The 15,965-nt window shown below is 67.3% G+C and carries 17 protein-coding genes; 11 read left to right on the forward strand and 6 right to left on the reverse strand.

Annotation, left to right across the window (positions count from 1 at the left end):
* The first annotated feature begins 285 nt into the window (after positions 1–285).
* Positions 286–1,731, forward strand: a complete 1,446-nt coding sequence (locus AB7O82_RS29835) for a bifunctional 3-(3-hydroxy-phenyl)propionate/3-hydroxycinnamic acid hydroxylase (protein ID WP_428620899.1) — start codon at positions 286–288, stop codon at positions 1,729–1,731.
* A 174-nt stretch (positions 1,732–1,905) separates the two neighbouring features.
* Here the strand turns inward: AB7O82_RS29835 and AB7O82_RS29840 are convergent, their stop codons facing one another.
* Entirely contained in the window at positions 1,906–2,103 is a 198-nt protein-coding gene (locus tag AB7O82_RS29840) for a hypothetical protein (protein WP_428549631.1), read from the reverse strand.
* A gap of 139 nt (positions 2,104–2,242) precedes the next feature.
* Here AB7O82_RS29840 and AB7O82_RS29845 point away from each other — a divergent pair, with 139 nt between their 5' ends.
* Positions 2,243–2,737, forward strand: a complete 495-nt coding sequence (locus AB7O82_RS29845; protein ID WP_428620901.1) for a DUF1772 domain-containing protein — start codon at positions 2,243–2,245, stop codon at positions 2,735–2,737.
* 192 nt (positions 2,738–2,929) lie between these two features.
* Here the strand turns inward: AB7O82_RS29845 and AB7O82_RS29850 are convergent, their stop codons facing one another.
* From AB7O82_RS29850 to AB7O82_RS29860, 3 genes are all read right to left on the reverse strand, one after another.
* Entirely contained in the window at positions 2,930–3,664 is a 735-nt protein-coding gene (locus AB7O82_RS29850) for a DUF1194 domain-containing protein (protein ID WP_428620903.1), read from the reverse strand.
* Between the two features lie 69 nt (positions 3,665–3,733).
* A complete protein-coding gene (locus tag AB7O82_RS29855; RefSeq protein WP_428549637.1) occupies positions 3,734–4,129 on the reverse strand; it encodes a Zn-ribbon domain-containing OB-fold protein in 396 nt (131 codons plus the stop codon).
* A 4-nt stretch (positions 4,130–4,133) separates the two neighbouring features.
* Positions 4,134–5,306: a thiolase domain-containing protein gene (locus AB7O82_RS29860; protein WP_428549639.1), complete on the reverse strand. Its 1,173-nt coding sequence runs from the start codon at positions 5,304–5,306 to the stop codon at positions 4,134–4,136.
* Between the two features lie 123 nt (positions 5,307–5,429).
* Here AB7O82_RS29860 and AB7O82_RS29865 point away from each other — a divergent pair, with 123 nt between their 5' ends.
* Entirely contained in the window at positions 5,430–6,242 is an 813-nt protein-coding gene (locus tag AB7O82_RS29865) for a metal-dependent hydrolase (RefSeq protein WP_428620904.1), read from the forward strand.
* A 234-nt stretch (positions 6,243–6,476) separates the two neighbouring features.
* On the opposite strand, the gene AB7O82_RS29870 is transcribed toward AB7O82_RS29865, so the two are convergent.
* Together AB7O82_RS29870 and AB7O82_RS29875 are read right to left on the reverse strand one after the other, a co-directional pair.
* Positions 6,477–7,088: a class I SAM-dependent methyltransferase gene (locus AB7O82_RS29870; protein ID WP_428620906.1), complete on the reverse strand. Its 612-nt coding sequence runs from the start codon at positions 7,086–7,088 to the stop codon at positions 6,477–6,479.
* The gene (locus AB7O82_RS29875; protein ID WP_428549645.1) at positions 7,072–8,286 is read right to left on the reverse strand and encodes an LLM class flavin-dependent oxidoreductase; all 1,215 of its coding nucleotides are present in this window, start codon (positions 8,284–8,286) and stop codon (positions 7,072–7,074) included. The genes AB7O82_RS29870 and AB7O82_RS29875 overlap by 17 nt, the downstream gene beginning before the upstream one ends.
* Before the next feature lie 257 nt (positions 8,287–8,543).
* Between AB7O82_RS29875 and AB7O82_RS29880 the strand changes: the two genes are divergently transcribed.
* From AB7O82_RS29880 to AB7O82_RS29915, 8 genes are all read left to right on the forward strand, one after another.
* Entirely contained in the window at positions 8,544–9,668 is a 1,125-nt protein-coding gene (locus tag AB7O82_RS29880; protein WP_428620908.1) for a CoA transferase, read from the forward strand.
* Positions 9,665–10,789, forward strand: a complete 1,125-nt coding sequence (locus AB7O82_RS29885; protein WP_428620909.1) for a CaiB/BaiF CoA transferase family protein — start codon at positions 9,665–9,667, stop codon at positions 10,787–10,789. The genes AB7O82_RS29880 and AB7O82_RS29885 overlap by 4 nt, the downstream gene beginning before the upstream one ends.
* Before the next feature lie 167 nt (positions 10,790–10,956).
* Positions 10,957–11,922, forward strand: coding sequence for an NAD(P)H-dependent flavin oxidoreductase (locus tag AB7O82_RS29890; RefSeq protein ID WP_428549651.1), 966 nt, complete (start codon positions 10,957–10,959; stop codon positions 11,920–11,922).
* Positions 11,923–11,975: 53 nt separating this feature from the next.
* The gene (locus AB7O82_RS29895; RefSeq protein ID WP_428549653.1) at positions 11,976–12,131 is read left to right on the forward strand and encodes a hypothetical protein; all 156 of its coding nucleotides are present in this window, start codon (positions 11,976–11,978) and stop codon (positions 12,129–12,131) included.
* 365 nt (positions 12,132–12,496) lie between these two features.
* A complete protein-coding gene (locus AB7O82_RS29900; protein ID WP_428549655.1) occupies positions 12,497–13,609 on the forward strand; it encodes an S-(hydroxymethyl)glutathione dehydrogenase/class III alcohol dehydrogenase in 1,113 nt (370 codons plus the stop codon).
* Between the two features lie 33 nt (positions 13,610–13,642).
* Positions 13,643–14,524, forward strand: a complete 882-nt coding sequence (locus AB7O82_RS29905; RefSeq protein WP_428549657.1) for an MBL fold metallo-hydrolase — start codon at positions 13,643–13,645, stop codon at positions 14,522–14,524.
* Positions 14,521–15,360, forward strand: coding sequence for an SMP-30/gluconolactonase/LRE family protein (locus tag AB7O82_RS29910; protein ID WP_428620911.1), 840 nt, complete (start codon positions 14,521–14,523; stop codon positions 15,358–15,360). Before AB7O82_RS29905 ends, AB7O82_RS29910 begins: the two co-directional genes overlap by 4 nt.
* A 12-nt stretch (positions 15,361–15,372) precedes the next feature.
* Positions 15,373–15,965, forward strand: a 593-nt coding sequence (locus tag AB7O82_RS29915) for an SDR family NAD(P)-dependent oxidoreductase (RefSeq protein ID WP_428549661.1), incomplete at its 3' end; no start/stop codon positions are given.

The raw sequence follows: 15,965 nt of genomic DNA on the forward strand, positions 1-15,965 counted from the left end.
CCGTGGCGCTCTTGTCATTCTCCTCCCCAGCTTTGCTGGGGAGGTGTCCGCGTCTTCGCGGACGGAGGGGTCATGGCTGGGAGCGCGCCACTCCGATGGCTCTCTTCTCGTCGATCGCACATCCCATGAGCGCCATCGGAGTGGCGCGCTCCCAGCAATGATTCACGACCCCTCCGCCTGCCTGCGCGAAGTCGAAGCGGCTTCGCTTCGGCGAAGGTAGGTCGCCGTAAGACGGCGACACCTCCCCAGCGAGGCTGGGGAGGAAAATCGGCGGCGACGCCACACATGAGCGGCGCCGACGTCGCGATCGTCGGCTGCGGACCGGTCGGCGCACTGCTCGCCAACCTGCTCGGCCGCGAGGGCCTCTCGGTCGACATCCATGACCGCGAGCGCGACGTCTATCCGTTGCCGCGCGCCGTGCATTTCGACGGCGAGGTCATGCGCATCTTCCAGGCCGCGGGCCTGGCCGAGCGCATCGCCGAGACGTCGACACCGAGCTCGCATGGCGTGCGCTACCAGGATCCGTCGGGACGCACGCTGCTGATCCGCAAGGGCATCGAGGGGGAGGGCCCGCATGGCTGGGCCGGCAGCTGGTATTTCTATCAGCCGACCCTCGAAGGTGTCCTGCGAGAGGGCCTGGCGCGCTTCGCCAACGTGCGCGTTCATCTCGGGCACGAGGTAGCATCGGTCGACGACCTCGATGCCCGCTTTGTCGTCGGCTGCGACGGCGCGCGCTCGCTGGTGCGCCACGCCATCGGCAGCCGGCAAGTCGATCTCGGCCTGCACCGACACTGGCTGGTGGTCGACCTGCTGTGCGACCCCGCAAATCCGCGGGTCCAGGCGCTGCCGCGCCACACCCTGCAGTTCTGCGATCCCGAGCGGCCAATGACCCTGGTCAATGTCGGCGGCGCCGACGGACAACGGCGGCGGCGCTGGGAGATCATGCTGATGCCCGGCGACGATCCGGCACGCATGGTCGAGCCGGAGATATTCTGGCCGATGATCGCGCGCTGGCTCGGCCGCGACGAGGCGCGCATCGAGCGCTCTGCCGTCTACACTTTCCATTCGCTGGTCCAGGAAGGATGGCGGCGCGGCCGCCTGCTGCTCGCCGGCGATTCCTGTCACCAGACTCCGCCCTTTCTGGGCCAAGGCATGTGCGCTGGCATGCGCGACGCCGCCAATCTCGCGTGGAAGCTCGCCGCCGTGCTGCGGGGCGAAGCGCCGGACAGCCTGCTCGACACCTACGAGAGCGAGCGTCTGCCGCACGTGCGGGCGTTCATCGAGCTCGCCGTGCGGCTCGGCAACGTCATCCAGGCGACCGATTCGGCAACGGTCGCCGACCGTGAACGCCGCTTCGCCGCGCGCCCGGAAGTGTTCGACTTCCCGAGACCTCAGCTCGGACCCGGCTGCCGCCTCGACGCGCCGCCGCCGGTCGGCACGATCTTCCCGCAACCGAGGCTCGCCGATGGCCGCCTGATGGACGAGGCGATCGGCCAACGCTTCGCCATTGTAGGCGATGCTGCGGTGCTCGGAGGACTTGGATCGAACGCCGTCGTCCTTGCGGACATCGGCACCGAGTGGCTTGCGGAGCACAAGGTGCGCGCTGCGATCCTGCGGCCGGATCGCTACGTCTTCGCCGTGGCAAGGGATCGCGAAGAACTGCAGGCCGCACTTGCCGCCCTGGCGTCTTCCTTCTGCCTCGCCGGGTCCGCGCCCGAACGGACGGATTGATCATGCGCTGGGAGCGCGCCGCTCCGATGGCGCTCTTCTTAACTATTGAACATCCCATGAGGGCCATCGGAGTGGCGCGCTCCCGGCCATGACCAATCCGTCGCCGTGAAACGGCGACTCCAGCGAAGCTGGGGACGATCAGGGCGGACCGAAGTCAGCGCAGTTCAACCATCCTCATGGCGCATAGGCGACGAAGTATGCACGCGGGCGGTAGTAGCTGGCGGGGTAATAGTACCCACTCGGATAGTAGCTGCTCGTTCGATAGTAGTAGCCGCTATTGTAGGCGCTGTACCGATAGTCGTAAGGGCTGGCACAGGCAGCGGCTGTCGCGGCGACCAGCGTGGCCGCGACCAGACCTCTGATGGTTCGCATTGATGCCTCCTGTCTTCGTTTCCGAGCCAACGCGACTGGGGGCTGCGGGTGGCAGGAAGCAGCGCCAAATGTTTCGCCAATCCACCGACTCTGCTCGGGCCCGGGCTGCAACCTTTCGCGGCACCGCTCATTGGTCGATATGCTGCAGACGCTTCAGGTTCTGAGCATTCTGTTCTGCGCCATCGGCATGGGGCTGGCGCTGGCGCATGCGCTCGAGTTTCCCGGCAAGCGGCGGCTGGACGGCGCGACCTATCGTAAGATTCAGACAATCTACTATCCGGGCTTCACCCTCGGCGGCATCTTCGGCGAGCCGCTCGCGATCGTCGCCATCGTTGCTCTGCTGTTCGTCATGCCCTTCGGCACGGTCGCCTTCTGGCTGACCACGATCGCTCTCGTGAGCATGCTGATGGCTCACGGGATTTACTGGATGGTGACCCATCCCGTGAACAAGGTCTGGCTGAAGGACGAGCGGCTGCACGGCACGGGCGCGGCTTTCTTCGCGACCGGACGCGCCGCCGCCGAGGCCGACTGGACGACGCTGCGCGATCGCTGGGAGATGTCACACGTGGCGCGCGCCGCCTGCGGCCTGGTCGGCCTGTTCGCCCTTGCCGCCGCCGCTGTCCGGCCGATGTGAGGTTCACGCTCTTCCGGACCGCGGGCGTCTCGCCCGCTCATGCTCTGCCGGGAGCGCGCACTTATGGCGGAGTAATCTCCGCCGACGATGGCGAACTTATTGTCCATCACACGTCCCATGAGCGCCACGGAGTGGCGCGATCCCGGCACATGAGCGGGCGGGACGCCCGCGGTCCGGAAGAGCATGACGAGGCTACTGCACGATCGCGAGCTCGGGTCCCGGCACGTACGCGACCTCCTGAATCAGCTTCTTGGTCAGCACGCGACCGAACGTCTCGTGGCCCCGGGCCACGAGCGTGAACGCGCCGTCGCCGCCAATGACATTGTCCTTGAAATACTTCTCCAGGCCGCCCGGCGGGTTGGTGTGCTCCGGGCGAAACGATTCCTCCGGCGGCGTCAGGATCACCAGCGCGTTGATGACGATGCCCTTGCCCAGCGCCTCGTCGCGCGCCTCGGTGACCAGGCGGCCGGAGTTATTGTGGCCGTCGCCCGAAATGTCGATGACACGGCGCTCCGACCGGAACGGGGCCGTCTCGAGCCGGCTCACGGCGAAGTCGATGGCGCCGCTGATCGACGTGCTGCCGGCGAACGAGCGCGGCGCCTCGACCAAGCGGTCGCCGAAGCTGCGCGCCGTGGCATCGTCGCCGATCAGCGTCCAGTCGATCACGATGTTCTGCATGCCCGCCGTCGCCCATTCGATGAAGCAGACGGCGATCCTGCGGTTCGGCCCCGACGTCATGGCGCGAACGACGTCGGGATGGGTTATGGCGGCGGCCGCGCCTTCGCGCTGCAGCTTGAACTTGGGCTCGGTCACGCTGCGCGAGACGTCGGCGGCCAGCACCAGCAGCATGTCGACCGCCTCGGCCGCCCGCGCCGCCGGCGCGAGAAGCATCAACGCAAGACCAAGCAGCGCTACTCGCCTTCTCATCACACCCGTCCCCTTCCGCCCGCAGGCGGGCCCGACAGGCCCGGATCTATCGATCCATCCGGACCGGGCTCATGTCGGCGTGAACATCGGCAGCGGCGGTCCGCCCTCGGTCGGCTTGAACACCACCTTGACCGGCTGTTCGCACGCGAGCTTGTCGAAGTCGCAGTCGACGATGTTGGTCACCATACGCGGACCCTCGGCCAAGGTCACGTAGGCCATCGCATAGGGCACCGGCGCGCGACGCATCACGCTGAAGGAATAGATCGTGCCCCTGCCCGACGCCTCGATCCATTCGGTCCTGTCGCTGAAGCAGAATGGGCAGATCGTCCGCGGATAGTGATGCAGCTCGCCACAGGCAGTGCACTTGCGCACCAGCAGCTTGCCCTGGGCAGCGGCATTCCAGTAGGCCTCGGTCTCGGCACTGACGGCAGGCGCCGGCAGCTTGCGTTCCTTGGTCTCGGCCATGGTCCTATTCCCTTTCCAGAATGACGGTGGAGCTGCCGTGGCGCAGGCCGAGCGAGCCGCCAGTGCCGTGCGCCAGGGCGAGGTCGCAGTTCTTGACCTGCACGGCGGGATGCGCCTCGCCGCGCAGCTGCCGCACTGCCTCGAGCACCTTGGTGAGGCCGCCGCGATTGCCGGGATGGTTGCTGCACAGCCCGCCGCCGTCGGTGTTGAAGGGCAGCTTGCCCTGGCCCGCGATCAGGTTGCCGTCGGCCACCAGCCGGCCGCCCTTGCCCTTCTCGGCGAAGCCCAGATCCTCGAGCTGCATCAGCACGGTGATGGTGAAGCTGTCGTAGATCGACACGTACTTGATGTCGGAAGGCTTGACGCCCGCCTCGGCGAAGGACGCGGGGCCGGTGAAGCGCGCGCCCGAGTAGGTCAAATCGACCTTGCCGCCCATCTGCGTCTTCATGGCCTCGGCGGCGCCGATCAGCTTGACCTTGGGCCGCTTCAGCGACGCAGCGATTTCGGGCGCCACCACGACGATGGCGCCGCCGCCGTCGGTGATGACGCAGCAATCGAGCCGGTGCAGCGGGTCGGAGATCATCGGCGACTTCACCACCTCCTCGACCGTCACCACATCGCGCAGCAGGGCATGCGGATTGTGCTGGGCATGGTGCGAAGCGGCGACCTTGATCCAGGCGAGCTGCTCGGAGGTCGTGCCGAACTCGTACATGTGGCGCGCCGCGCACATGGCATACATGTTCACCACGGTCGGCCCATAGGGGAACTCGAACGGCTCGTCGGGCGTCGGCGTGCCGCCGCGGCTGCGTGGCACGGTACCGGTCGCCATGCCCTCGGCGCGCGGCCGGCCGGCCAGGGTGATCAGCGCCACCTTGCACTTGCCCGACGCGATCGCCTCGGCGGCGTGGCCGACATGGAGGACGTAGGATGACCCGCCGGTGTCGGTGGAATCGACGTGGCGTGGTTTCAGTCCCATGTATTCGACCATCGACATCGGCCCTAGGCCCGGCGCATCGCCGGCGCAGAAATAGCCGTCGACATCGTCCTTGGTGAGGCCGGCGTCCTCGAGGGCGCCCTTGGCGACCTGGGCGTGGATCTGCGCCAAGGAGATATCCTTGGCGAGCCGTGTCGGGTGCTCGTAGATGCCGGCTATGTAGGCTTTGCCCTTGATGCTCATCGGCGGGCCAACTCCCCTTCTATGTTGCGCTGCATCGTGGGCGATTCCCCGATCACGGAAAAGCGACGTCTTTCGCCCTGAAGAACCGTGATACGCTCGGCAAAACAGTGAGGGGGCACGACCATGATGTTTCGTCTTTTGAGCGCGATTGCGATGGCGTGCGTGCTGCTTGCCGGCACGGCCAGCGCCCAGGGCAAGGCCGAGCTGCTGTGGTACAGCCAGGCCGCCTTCAAGCTCACCACGCCGGGCGGCAAGGTGATCCTGTTCGACCCGTGGATCATGGGGGCCACCAAGATCCCGCCCGAGCTCAAGGATCTCGACAAGATCGGCAAGGTCGACCTGATCCTGGTCACGCACGGCCACGGCGACCACCTGGGCGATTCGCTGACCCTTTCCAAGAAACACAACGTACCGATCTGGGCGCCCGCCGGCCTCAACCAGACCCTGCTCACGCTCGGCCTGATGCCGGCTAACCTGGTGCCGCGCATGAACAAGGGCGGCACGATCGAGCCCTTCCCCGGCGTCAAGATCACGATGGTGCACGCCGAGCATTCCTCCGAGATGGTGCTGAAGGACCCGACGACCGGCAAGGACACGACCTATTTCGCCGGCGAGCCGGCGGGCTTCATCATCGAGCTCGAGAACGGATTCAAGATCTATCACATGGGCGACACCGGCCTGTTCGGCGACATGAAGATGATCGGCGAGCTCTACAAGCCCGACCTGCTGCTGGTGCCGATCGGTGGTCACTACGTCATGAACCCGAAGGACGCCGCCTATGCGGCCAAGGAGCTGATCAAGCCCAAGATGGCCTGGCCCATGCACTACGCCAGCAACCCGTTCCTGCGCGGCACGCCGGCGGAGTTCAAGGCGGCGCTCGGCCAGACGTCGGTCCAGGTGATCGATGCCGAGCCGGGGACAAAGAAGGAGTTCTGACGCCTCGGATAGTCACGCTTCTCTACTTCTCCCCAGCTTCGCTGCGCAAGTGTCGCCGTCTTGCCGCGAGGGAAGCGTCATGGCTGGGAGCGCGCCACTCAGAGGCACTAACCTTTCCGATCGAACGCGCCACTCCGCTGGGAGCGCGCCACTCCGATGGCGCTCTTCTTGACGACCACACACCCCATGAGCGCCATCGGAGTGGCGCGCTCCCAGCGAAGAGCAACGCCCCAGTCAGCTCTTTTCAAGCACGACCTGCCAGACCACCTTCGGCAGGTCGTAGCGATCGATCGTCAGTTCCTCGGCGCCGAGCAACCGCCAACCCGAAGCGAACAGCCTGTCGACCGCGGCGCGATCGAAGAAGCGCTTCGGCGCGCCGTCGACCGAATAGAAGTGCTCGTCGATGCGGGGATGATCCCTGGCGCCGAAATTGCGATCGTTGGTCGAGCTCAGGCGGCACAGCAGCAAGCCGCCTGGTCGCAGCACATCGGCGATTCGGTTGACCAGCGCCTCCGTCTCGGACCACGGGAAATAGTGCAGCGACAGGCTGGCGATGACGGCGCCCGCTTGGGGCATCGGCCACGCTCCACGGACGTCCTGGCAATGGAACTCGGCCATCGGCACGCGCGCCCGCGCATTGGCAATCGCCCGCGGCGACAGGTCGAGCCCGACGACGCTGTGCCCGGCCGCGACCAGCACCGCGGTGTCGCGGCCGCCACCGCAGCCCAGCTCGAGCAGCGGCAGGCCGGCGGCGCGTTCCCCGATAAGGCCGAGCCAGCAGTCCAGCCAGGGATCGCGCGGCGGCGGATCAGTCCGGATGGACTGCGGACTAGTCGCCTTCGACATCGCGCGCGCCGACGGTGCGGGCGCGGAATTCCTCCGGGACCTCGCGGCCGACATCGGTGAAGGCCTTCTTCACCGCCGCCACCGTGGGGCCGAACACGGCCTTGCGGTTCTCGCGCGACCAGGTGTTCGAGCCGACGATGGTGTCGAGCGATCCCTGAAAGCGCGGCATGACATAGCGTGCAAAGAGCTCGTACGACCGCAGCGTCTGCTCGCGGCTGGCCCATTCGTGGGCGCGGAACAGGATGCCGCCGAAGCCGCCCTTGGAGTATCCGAGCAGGCGCTCGATGCCCTTTGCTACGGTGTCGGGCGTGCCGACCAGAGTCGTGCCCTGCTTCACGCCCTCGCGCAGCGGATCGTCGGAGCGGCCGGGCGGGCGGCCGAGCGTGTCCTCGAAATAGGTCACCGTCTCACAGCGCTCGCCGGCATGGACCTCGCGCAGCGCCTGCTCGTCGTCGTCGGCCAAGTGGGCATTGACCACGATGCGCCATTTGGAGCGGTCGGCTTTGTGGCCGTGCCTGGCCGCGGTCTCCTCGTAGATCGCCCACTGCTTGGCCATCGCCTCGGGCCCGCCCGGCAGGCCGGCGCCGATCGAGAGCACGCCGAGCCCATGCTTGCCAGCGGCGATCATGCCCGAGGGCGTGATGGTGCTGGCGCAGGCAATCGGAAAATGCGGGTAGGAGTACGGTGCGAGATGCAGGCGCGCTTCCTTGAGCTCGAACCAGTCGGTCTTCATGGTGACCGGCTCCTCGCACTTCAGGAGCTGCATGATGGCGGCCAGCGACTGCTCCATGCGATCACGCTGGGTGGAGGGATCGATGCCCATCATGTAGGCGTCCGACGGCAGCGCGCCCGGACCACAGCCCAGCATGGTGCGGCCGCGCGACATGTGATCGAGCTGCACGAAGCGGTTCGCCACCATCAGCGGATGGTGGTACGGCAGGCTGGTCACGCCGGAGCCCAGGCGGATGAAGCGCGTGCGCTCGATGGCGGCGCCGATGAACACTTCCGGTGAGGCGATGGTCTCCCACCCTGCGGAATGATGCTCGCCGATCCAGGCCTCGTCGTAGCCCAGCTCGTCGAGCCATTCGATCAGCTCCATGTCGCGCGCCATGCCGAGCGTCGGATTCTCGCCGACGCGATGGAACGGGGCGAGAAAGATGCCGAACTGAAGCCCCTTGTGATTGCCGGTCTGTGCCATGTACCCAAATCCTCCGTCGATTGATACGGTAGCACGCAGCGCGGCACCGTTTCCTCCCCGTAATCGGGGGAGGTGCCCCGCAAGGGGCGGAGGGGGAAGGCCACGAAGGAGATTCATGAAGATTCCGACGTCGGACTTTCATGAATCGTCACGCAGGCCTTCCCCCTCCGGCCCTTCGGGCCACCTCCCCCGTCGTGACCACTCCGCAGCAGAGAAGCCGGGAAGGCCCGAGGTTGCGGCTTCGTCGAATATTTTCGATGATCGCGCCCGTGCCGAATGAAACCCTGTCGCTGCCGCTCGCCCGCTTCACCCTCGTCGAGGTGAACGCACCGCACGTGGCGCCCTGCTTGCGGCTGGCGACGTCGCTTGCCGGCAAGATCGCAGCCGATCTCGGAGCCGATGTGCTCAAGATCGAGCCGCCGGGCGGCGACGTCGTGCGCCACCTGCCGCCGCTGCTTCCGACCGGCGAAAGCGCCCTCTTCCACTTCCTCAACACGTCGAAGCGTTCCCTGGCGCTCGACCTCGACAGCGACGGCGGTCGCGCCAGTCTGCAGCGCCTGCTCGGCAAGGCCGATGCCGTCCTGTTCGAGGAGCCGGCCGCCGTCGCGTCGCTGGCGCGCGGAGGCCGGGCGACGCCGATCGAGATCGCGGCCTTCCCGGTCGAGATGGACGCGGCGTCGCGGCCGGTGAGCGAGCTCGTCCTCCAGGCGCTGGGCGGTTTGATGCACATGATCGGCGATCCCAGGCGCAAGCCGCTGAAGCTCGGCGGCCACCAGGCCTCCTATGCGGCGGGCCTCACGGCTTTCACCGGTCTCGCCGCCGCGCTCGCCGCGCGCGAAGCTGGTCAACGCGCGCCCGCCGTGCGAGTCTCGCTGGCCGAGGTGCTGCAGTGGGTGAACTGGAAGGCGGCGTCGGGCGCGGCCGCCACCGGAACGTCGCCCGGCCGCGAAGGCCGCAACTCCGAGTTCCAGACCGTGCCGTGCCGCGACGGCCATGTCGCCGTCGTCTACACCGTGACGCAGTGGCCGGCTCTGCGCCGCCTGATCGCCGATCCGCGACTCGAGGACCCGAGGTTCGCGACGCGCGCAGGCCGGCGCCAGCACATCGCGGCGCTCTACGACATCCTGAGGCCGTGGTTCGCCGACAAGACCCGCGCCGAAATCGGCCGGACGGCGCAGGCGATGGGCGTGCCGTTCGGGCCGATCTTCACACCGGCCGAGCTCTTGGCCAACGAGCAGTACCTGGCGCGCTCCTTCCTGGCCGAGATGACGCATCCGACGGCCGGCAGCCTGCTGATGCCGCAGCTGCCCGTGCAGTGGAACGGCCGCTCCTTCGCGCCGCGGCCGGCGCCCTCCCTCGAGCAGGCGGAGCTCGCGGCATGAGCGGGCCCCTGAGCGGCGTGCGCGTCCTCGATTTCGGCCTGCTGACCGCCGGCGCCAACACCTCGGCCATGCTGGCCGATCTCGGCGCCGACGTGATCAAGATCGAATCGGGCGCCTACCTCGATCCCTTCCGCGTCGTCGGCAAGATGGACAACGACGACGGCTGGTGGAACCGCTCGCCGCCGTTCAGGTTCACCAACCGCAACAAGCGAGGCTTGGCACTCAACCTCAAGGATCCTGAAGGCCAGCGCCTTATCCGCGAGCTCGCGCGCCACTGCGACGTGGTGGTCGAGAATTTCCGCCGCGGCGTGCTCGATCGGGCCGGCCTGGGCTACGCCGCGTTGAAGGAGTGCAACCCGCGCCTCGTGTTCGCGGCGATCTCGAGCCAGGGCGACACTGGGCCGGAGCGCATGAACGTGTCGTTCGGCTCGACCCTCGACGCCACGTCGGGCATCGCCTCGATCACCGGATACGACAGGGAGGAGCCGCGCATCTCGGGCATGGACGTCAACTATCCTGACCAGATCGTGTCGCTGTTCGCCACCGGCATCGTCATCACCGCCGTCATGGAGGCGCGCCGCAGCGGAAGGGGCTGCTTCCTCGATTTCTCGCAACGCGAGGTCGCCTCGTTCACCCTGGGCGAGGAGATCCTCGCTGCTGCGGCCGATCCGGCACACCGGCTCGTGCCGCGTGACAACGGCGAGGCGGGAGTCGCCCAGCAGGATGCCTATCGCTGCGCCGATAGGCGCTGGGTCGCCGTCACGCTCGAGAGCGCCGACCCGTCGCTCGCCGCTTTCTGCGCCGGGCGCGACAGCGGCACTGCCGTTGCCGACCTCATCGCCAGAGGTATCGCCGCGGCGCCCTGCAACGATGGCACCGATCTGCTGGCGGATGGCGCGCTCGCCGGTGCGACCCTGGTACGCGACGAGAAGGGCGCGCTGGTCAAGGGCCTGCCCTATCGGCTCGACGGCCGCGGCATCACCATCGAGCGCGCCGCCCCCGAACTCGGCCAGCACACCGACGAGGTGCTGCGCGAGCTGCTGGGTTACGGCGACGCCGAGCTGGCGAAGTTGAAGGAGTCCGGCGTGACGTCGACGACGCCCACGATCGGAGAGGTTTGATGCTCATATTCTTCCGGACCGCGGGCGTCCCGCCCGCTCACGGCGTGGCTCGGCTCGGGCGCGGTCTACCGCGCCCCTGCCGAACACGCCCTCATCAGAATCATGAGCGGGCGGGACGCCCGCGGTCCGGAAGAGCATGAGCCCGACAGCGACCAGGATCACTCCGCATGCCCCGCCCTGAAGTGCAGAAGATCATGGAACGCATGGCGATCCCCGCCATCGCCGCGCCGATGTTCCTGGTCTCCAATCCGGCGTTGACGCTGGCCTGCTGCAGCGAAGGCATCATGGGCAGCTTCCCGGCGCACGGCACGCGCAGCCGCGAGGAGTTCCACGCCTGGCTCGACGAGATGCAGGAGGGCATGAAGCGACTCGAGGATGCCGGAGTGAGACCGGCGCCGTGGGCGGTCAACCTGGTCGTGCACGCCTCCAATCCGCGCTATCCCGGCGATCTCGAGCTGGTCGAGAAGTACAAGGTGCCGGTGGTGCTGACGTCCAAGGGAGCCCCTGGCGACGCCATCAAGCGCATCCATGGCTGGGGCGCGGTGGCCCTGCACGACATCGCCAATCGCCGGCACGCCGAGAAGGCCCTGGAATCCGGCGTCGACGGCGTGATCGCGGTGGCGGGCGGCGCCGGCGGCCACACCGGAACCATCAATCCGTTCGCCCTGATGAACGAGGTGCGCCAGCTCGGCGATCATTTCGCCATCGTGCTGGCGGGCGGCCAGACCACCGGTCGCGACGTGCTTGCCGCCGAGGCGATGGGCGCCGACCTCGCCTATATCGGCACCCGCTTCATCGCCACCCGCGAAGCCATGGCAGCGGCGGCGCACAAGGACATGATCCTGAAGACGCGCGCCACCGACGTCTTCCTCACCGCCTCGATCGACGGCGCGCCGGCCAACTGGCTGACGCCCAGCCTGCTCGCCGCCGGCATCGACCTCGACGTGCTGCGCACGACGCTGCCCGGCAAGATCGTCGCCGCCGGGGAGAGCAAGAAGCGCTGGAAGGACATCTTCACGGCCGGCCACGGCGTCGGGAACATCGACGACATCCCGACCGCGGCCGAGCTATGCCGGCGGCTGGTAACGCAATACCAGGCGGCCAGGAGGGACCTGGCGCGCTTGACAGCGTAGGTGCGGGATCGGACAGGGAAGCATGACGCCATCCGCGACGGGGATCTGACCGCATGGAAAAGACGACCGGCGATATCGACCTACGCGAAGCATGGCAGTTGGCCGATATCGAAGCAGGGTTGCGCGAGGCCGAGCGCGGCGACGTCGCGAGCGATGCCGAGCTGGAGGCGACGATCGCCAAGTTCACGAATCGCAAGCAGCACCGATGAAGAGTTCCCCCCCGGGGGGAGGCGGCGCGAAGCGACGGGTCATTGCCGGAAGCGCGCCACTGGTGGCGGAGTATTCTCCGCCAGGATGGCGCTCTTGCCGCTGATAACACATCCCATGAGCGCCATCGGAGTGGCGCGCTCCCAGCAATGAGGGTCATGACCCTTTGCTCCGCCTGCGCGGCCGAAGCCGTTTCGGCACGGCGAAGGCCTGTATGTGACGGGACATCTCTTCCGATTACGGCGGAGGCAAACGAACACGGCAATGACCACGCTCGCGTGGACTCCTTTTCGCTTCGCGCGATGACTCCGGTGGCGCTCGCACAAGGGCTGCTCTAGGCTTCGCCGCCCGGGTGGAGGAGCGAAGCGTGAAGACAAAGGCGGCGGTCTGTTACGAGGCCGGCAAGAACCTCGAGATCGAGACGGTCGATCTCGAAGGGCCGAAGTTCGGCGAGGTGCTGGTCGAGATCAAGGCGTCGGGCGTCTGCCACACCGACGAGTTCACGCGTTCGGGCGGCGATCCGGAAGGCCTGTTCCCGGTGATCTTCGGCCACGAGGGCGCCGGCATCGTGGTCGATGTCGGGCCGGGCATCGTGTCGCTGAAGAAGGGCGACCACGTGATCCCGCTCTACACGCCGGAGTGCCGCGCCTGCAAAAGCTGCCTCAGCGGCAAGACAAACCTCTGCACCGCCATCCGCTCGACCCAGGGCCAGGGCGTCATGCCCGACGGCACGTCGCGCTTCTCGATCGGCGGCCGCAAAATCCATCACTACATGGGCTGCTCGACTTTCTCGAACTACACCGTGCTGCCCGAGATCGCGCTCGCCAAGGTCCGGCCCGACGCGCCGTTCGACAAGATCTGCTACATCGGCTGCGGGGTCACCACCGGGATCGGCGCAGTCATCAACACCGCCAAGGTCGAGCCCGGCGCAAATGTCGTGGTGTTCGGGCTGGGCGGCATCGGCCTCAACGTGGTGCAGGGCGCGCGCATGGTCGGCGCCAACATGATCGTCGGCGTCGACCTCAACCCGGCGCGCGAGGCGCTCGGCCGCAAGTTCGGCATGACCCACTTCGTCAATCCCGAGACGCTCGCGGCCAAGGACCTCGTCGCGCACCTGGTCGAGCTGACCGACGGCGGCGCCGACTACAGCTTCGAATGCGTCGGCAACACCAGGCTGATGCGCCAGGCGCTGGAATGCTGCCATCGCGGCTGGGGCAAGTCGGTGATCATCGGCGTCGCCGGCGCCGGCCAGGAGATTTCCACCCGCCCCTTCCAGCTCGTCACCGGCCGGCAGTGGATGGGCACGGCCTTCGGCGGTGCCAAGGGACGGCGCGACGTGCCGAAGATCGTCGACTGGTACATGAACGGCAAGATCGACATCGATTCGCTGATCACCCACGTCATGCCGATCGAGAAGATCAACGACGCCTTCGACCTGATGCACAAGGGCGAGTCGATCCGCAGCGTCGTCACCTTCTAGGACCCCACAGCCCGCAACAGGAACCGCCGCCCCATGACCGTGCGCCGCATCGGCAATGCCACCATCCAGAAGGTCGAGGAGCTGTGCGCCGCGGGCTTCCGGCCCAACCGCATGTTCCCGCGCTTCGACCAGGAGGCCTTCGACGCGCAGAAGCACTGGATGGTGCCGGTGCATGTCGAGCCGGGATCCGACCGGCTGGTCGGATCCGTCCACACCTGGGTGGTCAAGACCGGGCGGCACACGATCCTGATCGACACCTGCCTCGGCAACGACAAGCAGCGCCACAACGCCGCGTGGAACAATCTCTCGCTGCCGTTCCTGGATCGGCTGCGTGCCTGCGGCTGCCCGCCCGAATCGGTCGACTTCGTGATGTGCACACATCTGCATGTCGATCATGTGGGGTGGAACACCAAGCTCGAGAACGGCCGCTGGGTGCCGACCTTTCCCAATGCGCGTTACCTGTTCGCCAAGCGCGAGTACGCGCATTGGGAAAGCGAGCGCGCCCGGCAGGGTGAGGGCAAGGTGAACGATGGCTCATTCGACGATTCGGTGCTGCCGGTCGTCGAGGCCGGCAAGGCGGTGATGATCGACAGTGACCACCAGCCCGATCCGCTGCTGACCATCCGCGACTATCCCGGCCACACGCCGGGCTCGATCGCCATCAATCTCGAGGACGACGGCAAGCTCGCCTGCTTCTCGGGCGACATCATGCATCATCCGATCCAGGTCTATCATCCCGACTGGTCGAGCCAGTTCTGCTCCGACCAGGAGCTGTCGGCGCGCTCGCGCCGCAAGCTCCTGGAGGATTGCGTCGAGGGCAATGCCCTGCTCTGCCCGGCGCATTTCCCCGGCGAGAACGCGGGCTACATCAAACAAGCGGGTGACTCGTTCCGCATCGAATGGGACAGGCAATGAAGCTCGAGCCGTTCCTCGATGGACTCAGCTTCGGCGAGGGACCGCGCTGGCACGACGGCAGGCTCTGGTATTCCGATTTCTATGTCCACCAGGTGCGCCGCGTCGATGAGGCTGGCCGCGCCGAGACGGTCGTCGAGGTGCCTGGGCGCCCCTCGGGACTGGGCTGGCGGCCCGACGGCACCCTGTTGATCGTCAGCATGACCGACCGCCGGCTGATGCGCTTCGCCGACGGCAAACTTTCGGTCGAGGCCGAGCTTTCCGCGCTGGCGCCGGCGCCCTGCAACGACATGGTGGTGGACGGCAAAGGCCGCGCCTATGTCGGAAACTTCGGCTACGACCGCCATGCCGGCGAGCAGCCGCGCACGACCTGCCTGATCCGTGTCGATCCCGATCGGTCGGTGCGTGAAGCGGCAAGCGGGCTGATGTTTCCCAACGGCACGGTGATCACGCCCGACGGCAGAACGATGATCGTCGGCGAGACCTTCGCTCATCGCCTGACCGCATTTGATGTCGCCGCCGACGGCACGCTCGGCAACGCCCGGCTGTGGGCAGCAATCGACGGCTGTTACCCCGACGGCATCTGCCTCGACGCCGAGGGCGCCATCTGGGTCAGCGATCCCTTCGGCCGGCGCGTACTGCGCGTGCTCGAGGGCGGACGCATCACCCACAGCGTCGATCTCGCGCCGCGCGGCGCCTACGCCTGCATGCTGGGCGGCCAGGACCGGCGCACGCTTTACGTCGTGACCAACAGCGGCAGCGGGCCTGCGATGGCCGGCAAGCGCGACGGTCGCATCGAAACCATGCGGGTGGACGTGCCAGGGGCGGGCTGGCCTTAACCGGGGAGTGCGATGAAAGGTCCTGAGGACGATGCCGGCCTGACCGGCAAGGTAGCCATCGTTTCTGGCGGCGGCGCTGCCGGCGACGGCATCGGCAATGGCCGCGCGGCAGCGATCCTGCTGGCGCGCGCCGGCACCAAGGTGGTGGTGGCCGATCTCGACCACAAGCTCGCCGAGCGTACGGTCGACATGATCAAGGCCGAAGGTGGCACCGCGATCAGCCACACCGGCGACATGACCAAGGAGGCCGAGTGCAAGCGGCTGGTCGATGCCGCGGTCGACCGCTGGGGGCGGCTCGATTTCCTCGACAACAACATCGGCATCGGCAGCCGCGGCAGCGTGGTCGACGAGAAGCCCGAGGAATATCGCCGCGTTATGCAGATCAACGTCGAGACGATGTTTTTGCTGAGCAAGCATGCCATCCCCGCGATGATCAAGACGGCGAAGGGCGGCGCCATCGTCAACATCTCGTCGATCTCGGCATTGCGGCCGCGTGGCCTCACCACCTACTCGACCTCGAAGGCCGCCGTGATCGGTCTCACCCAAGCGATGGCGGTCGATCACGGCAAGGACCGCATCCGCGTCAACTGCATCTGCCCCGGCCC

The organism is Reyranella sp. (assembly GCF_050185545.1).
GTDB lineage: Bacteria > Pseudomonadota > Alphaproteobacteria > Reyranellales > Reyranellaceae > Reyranella.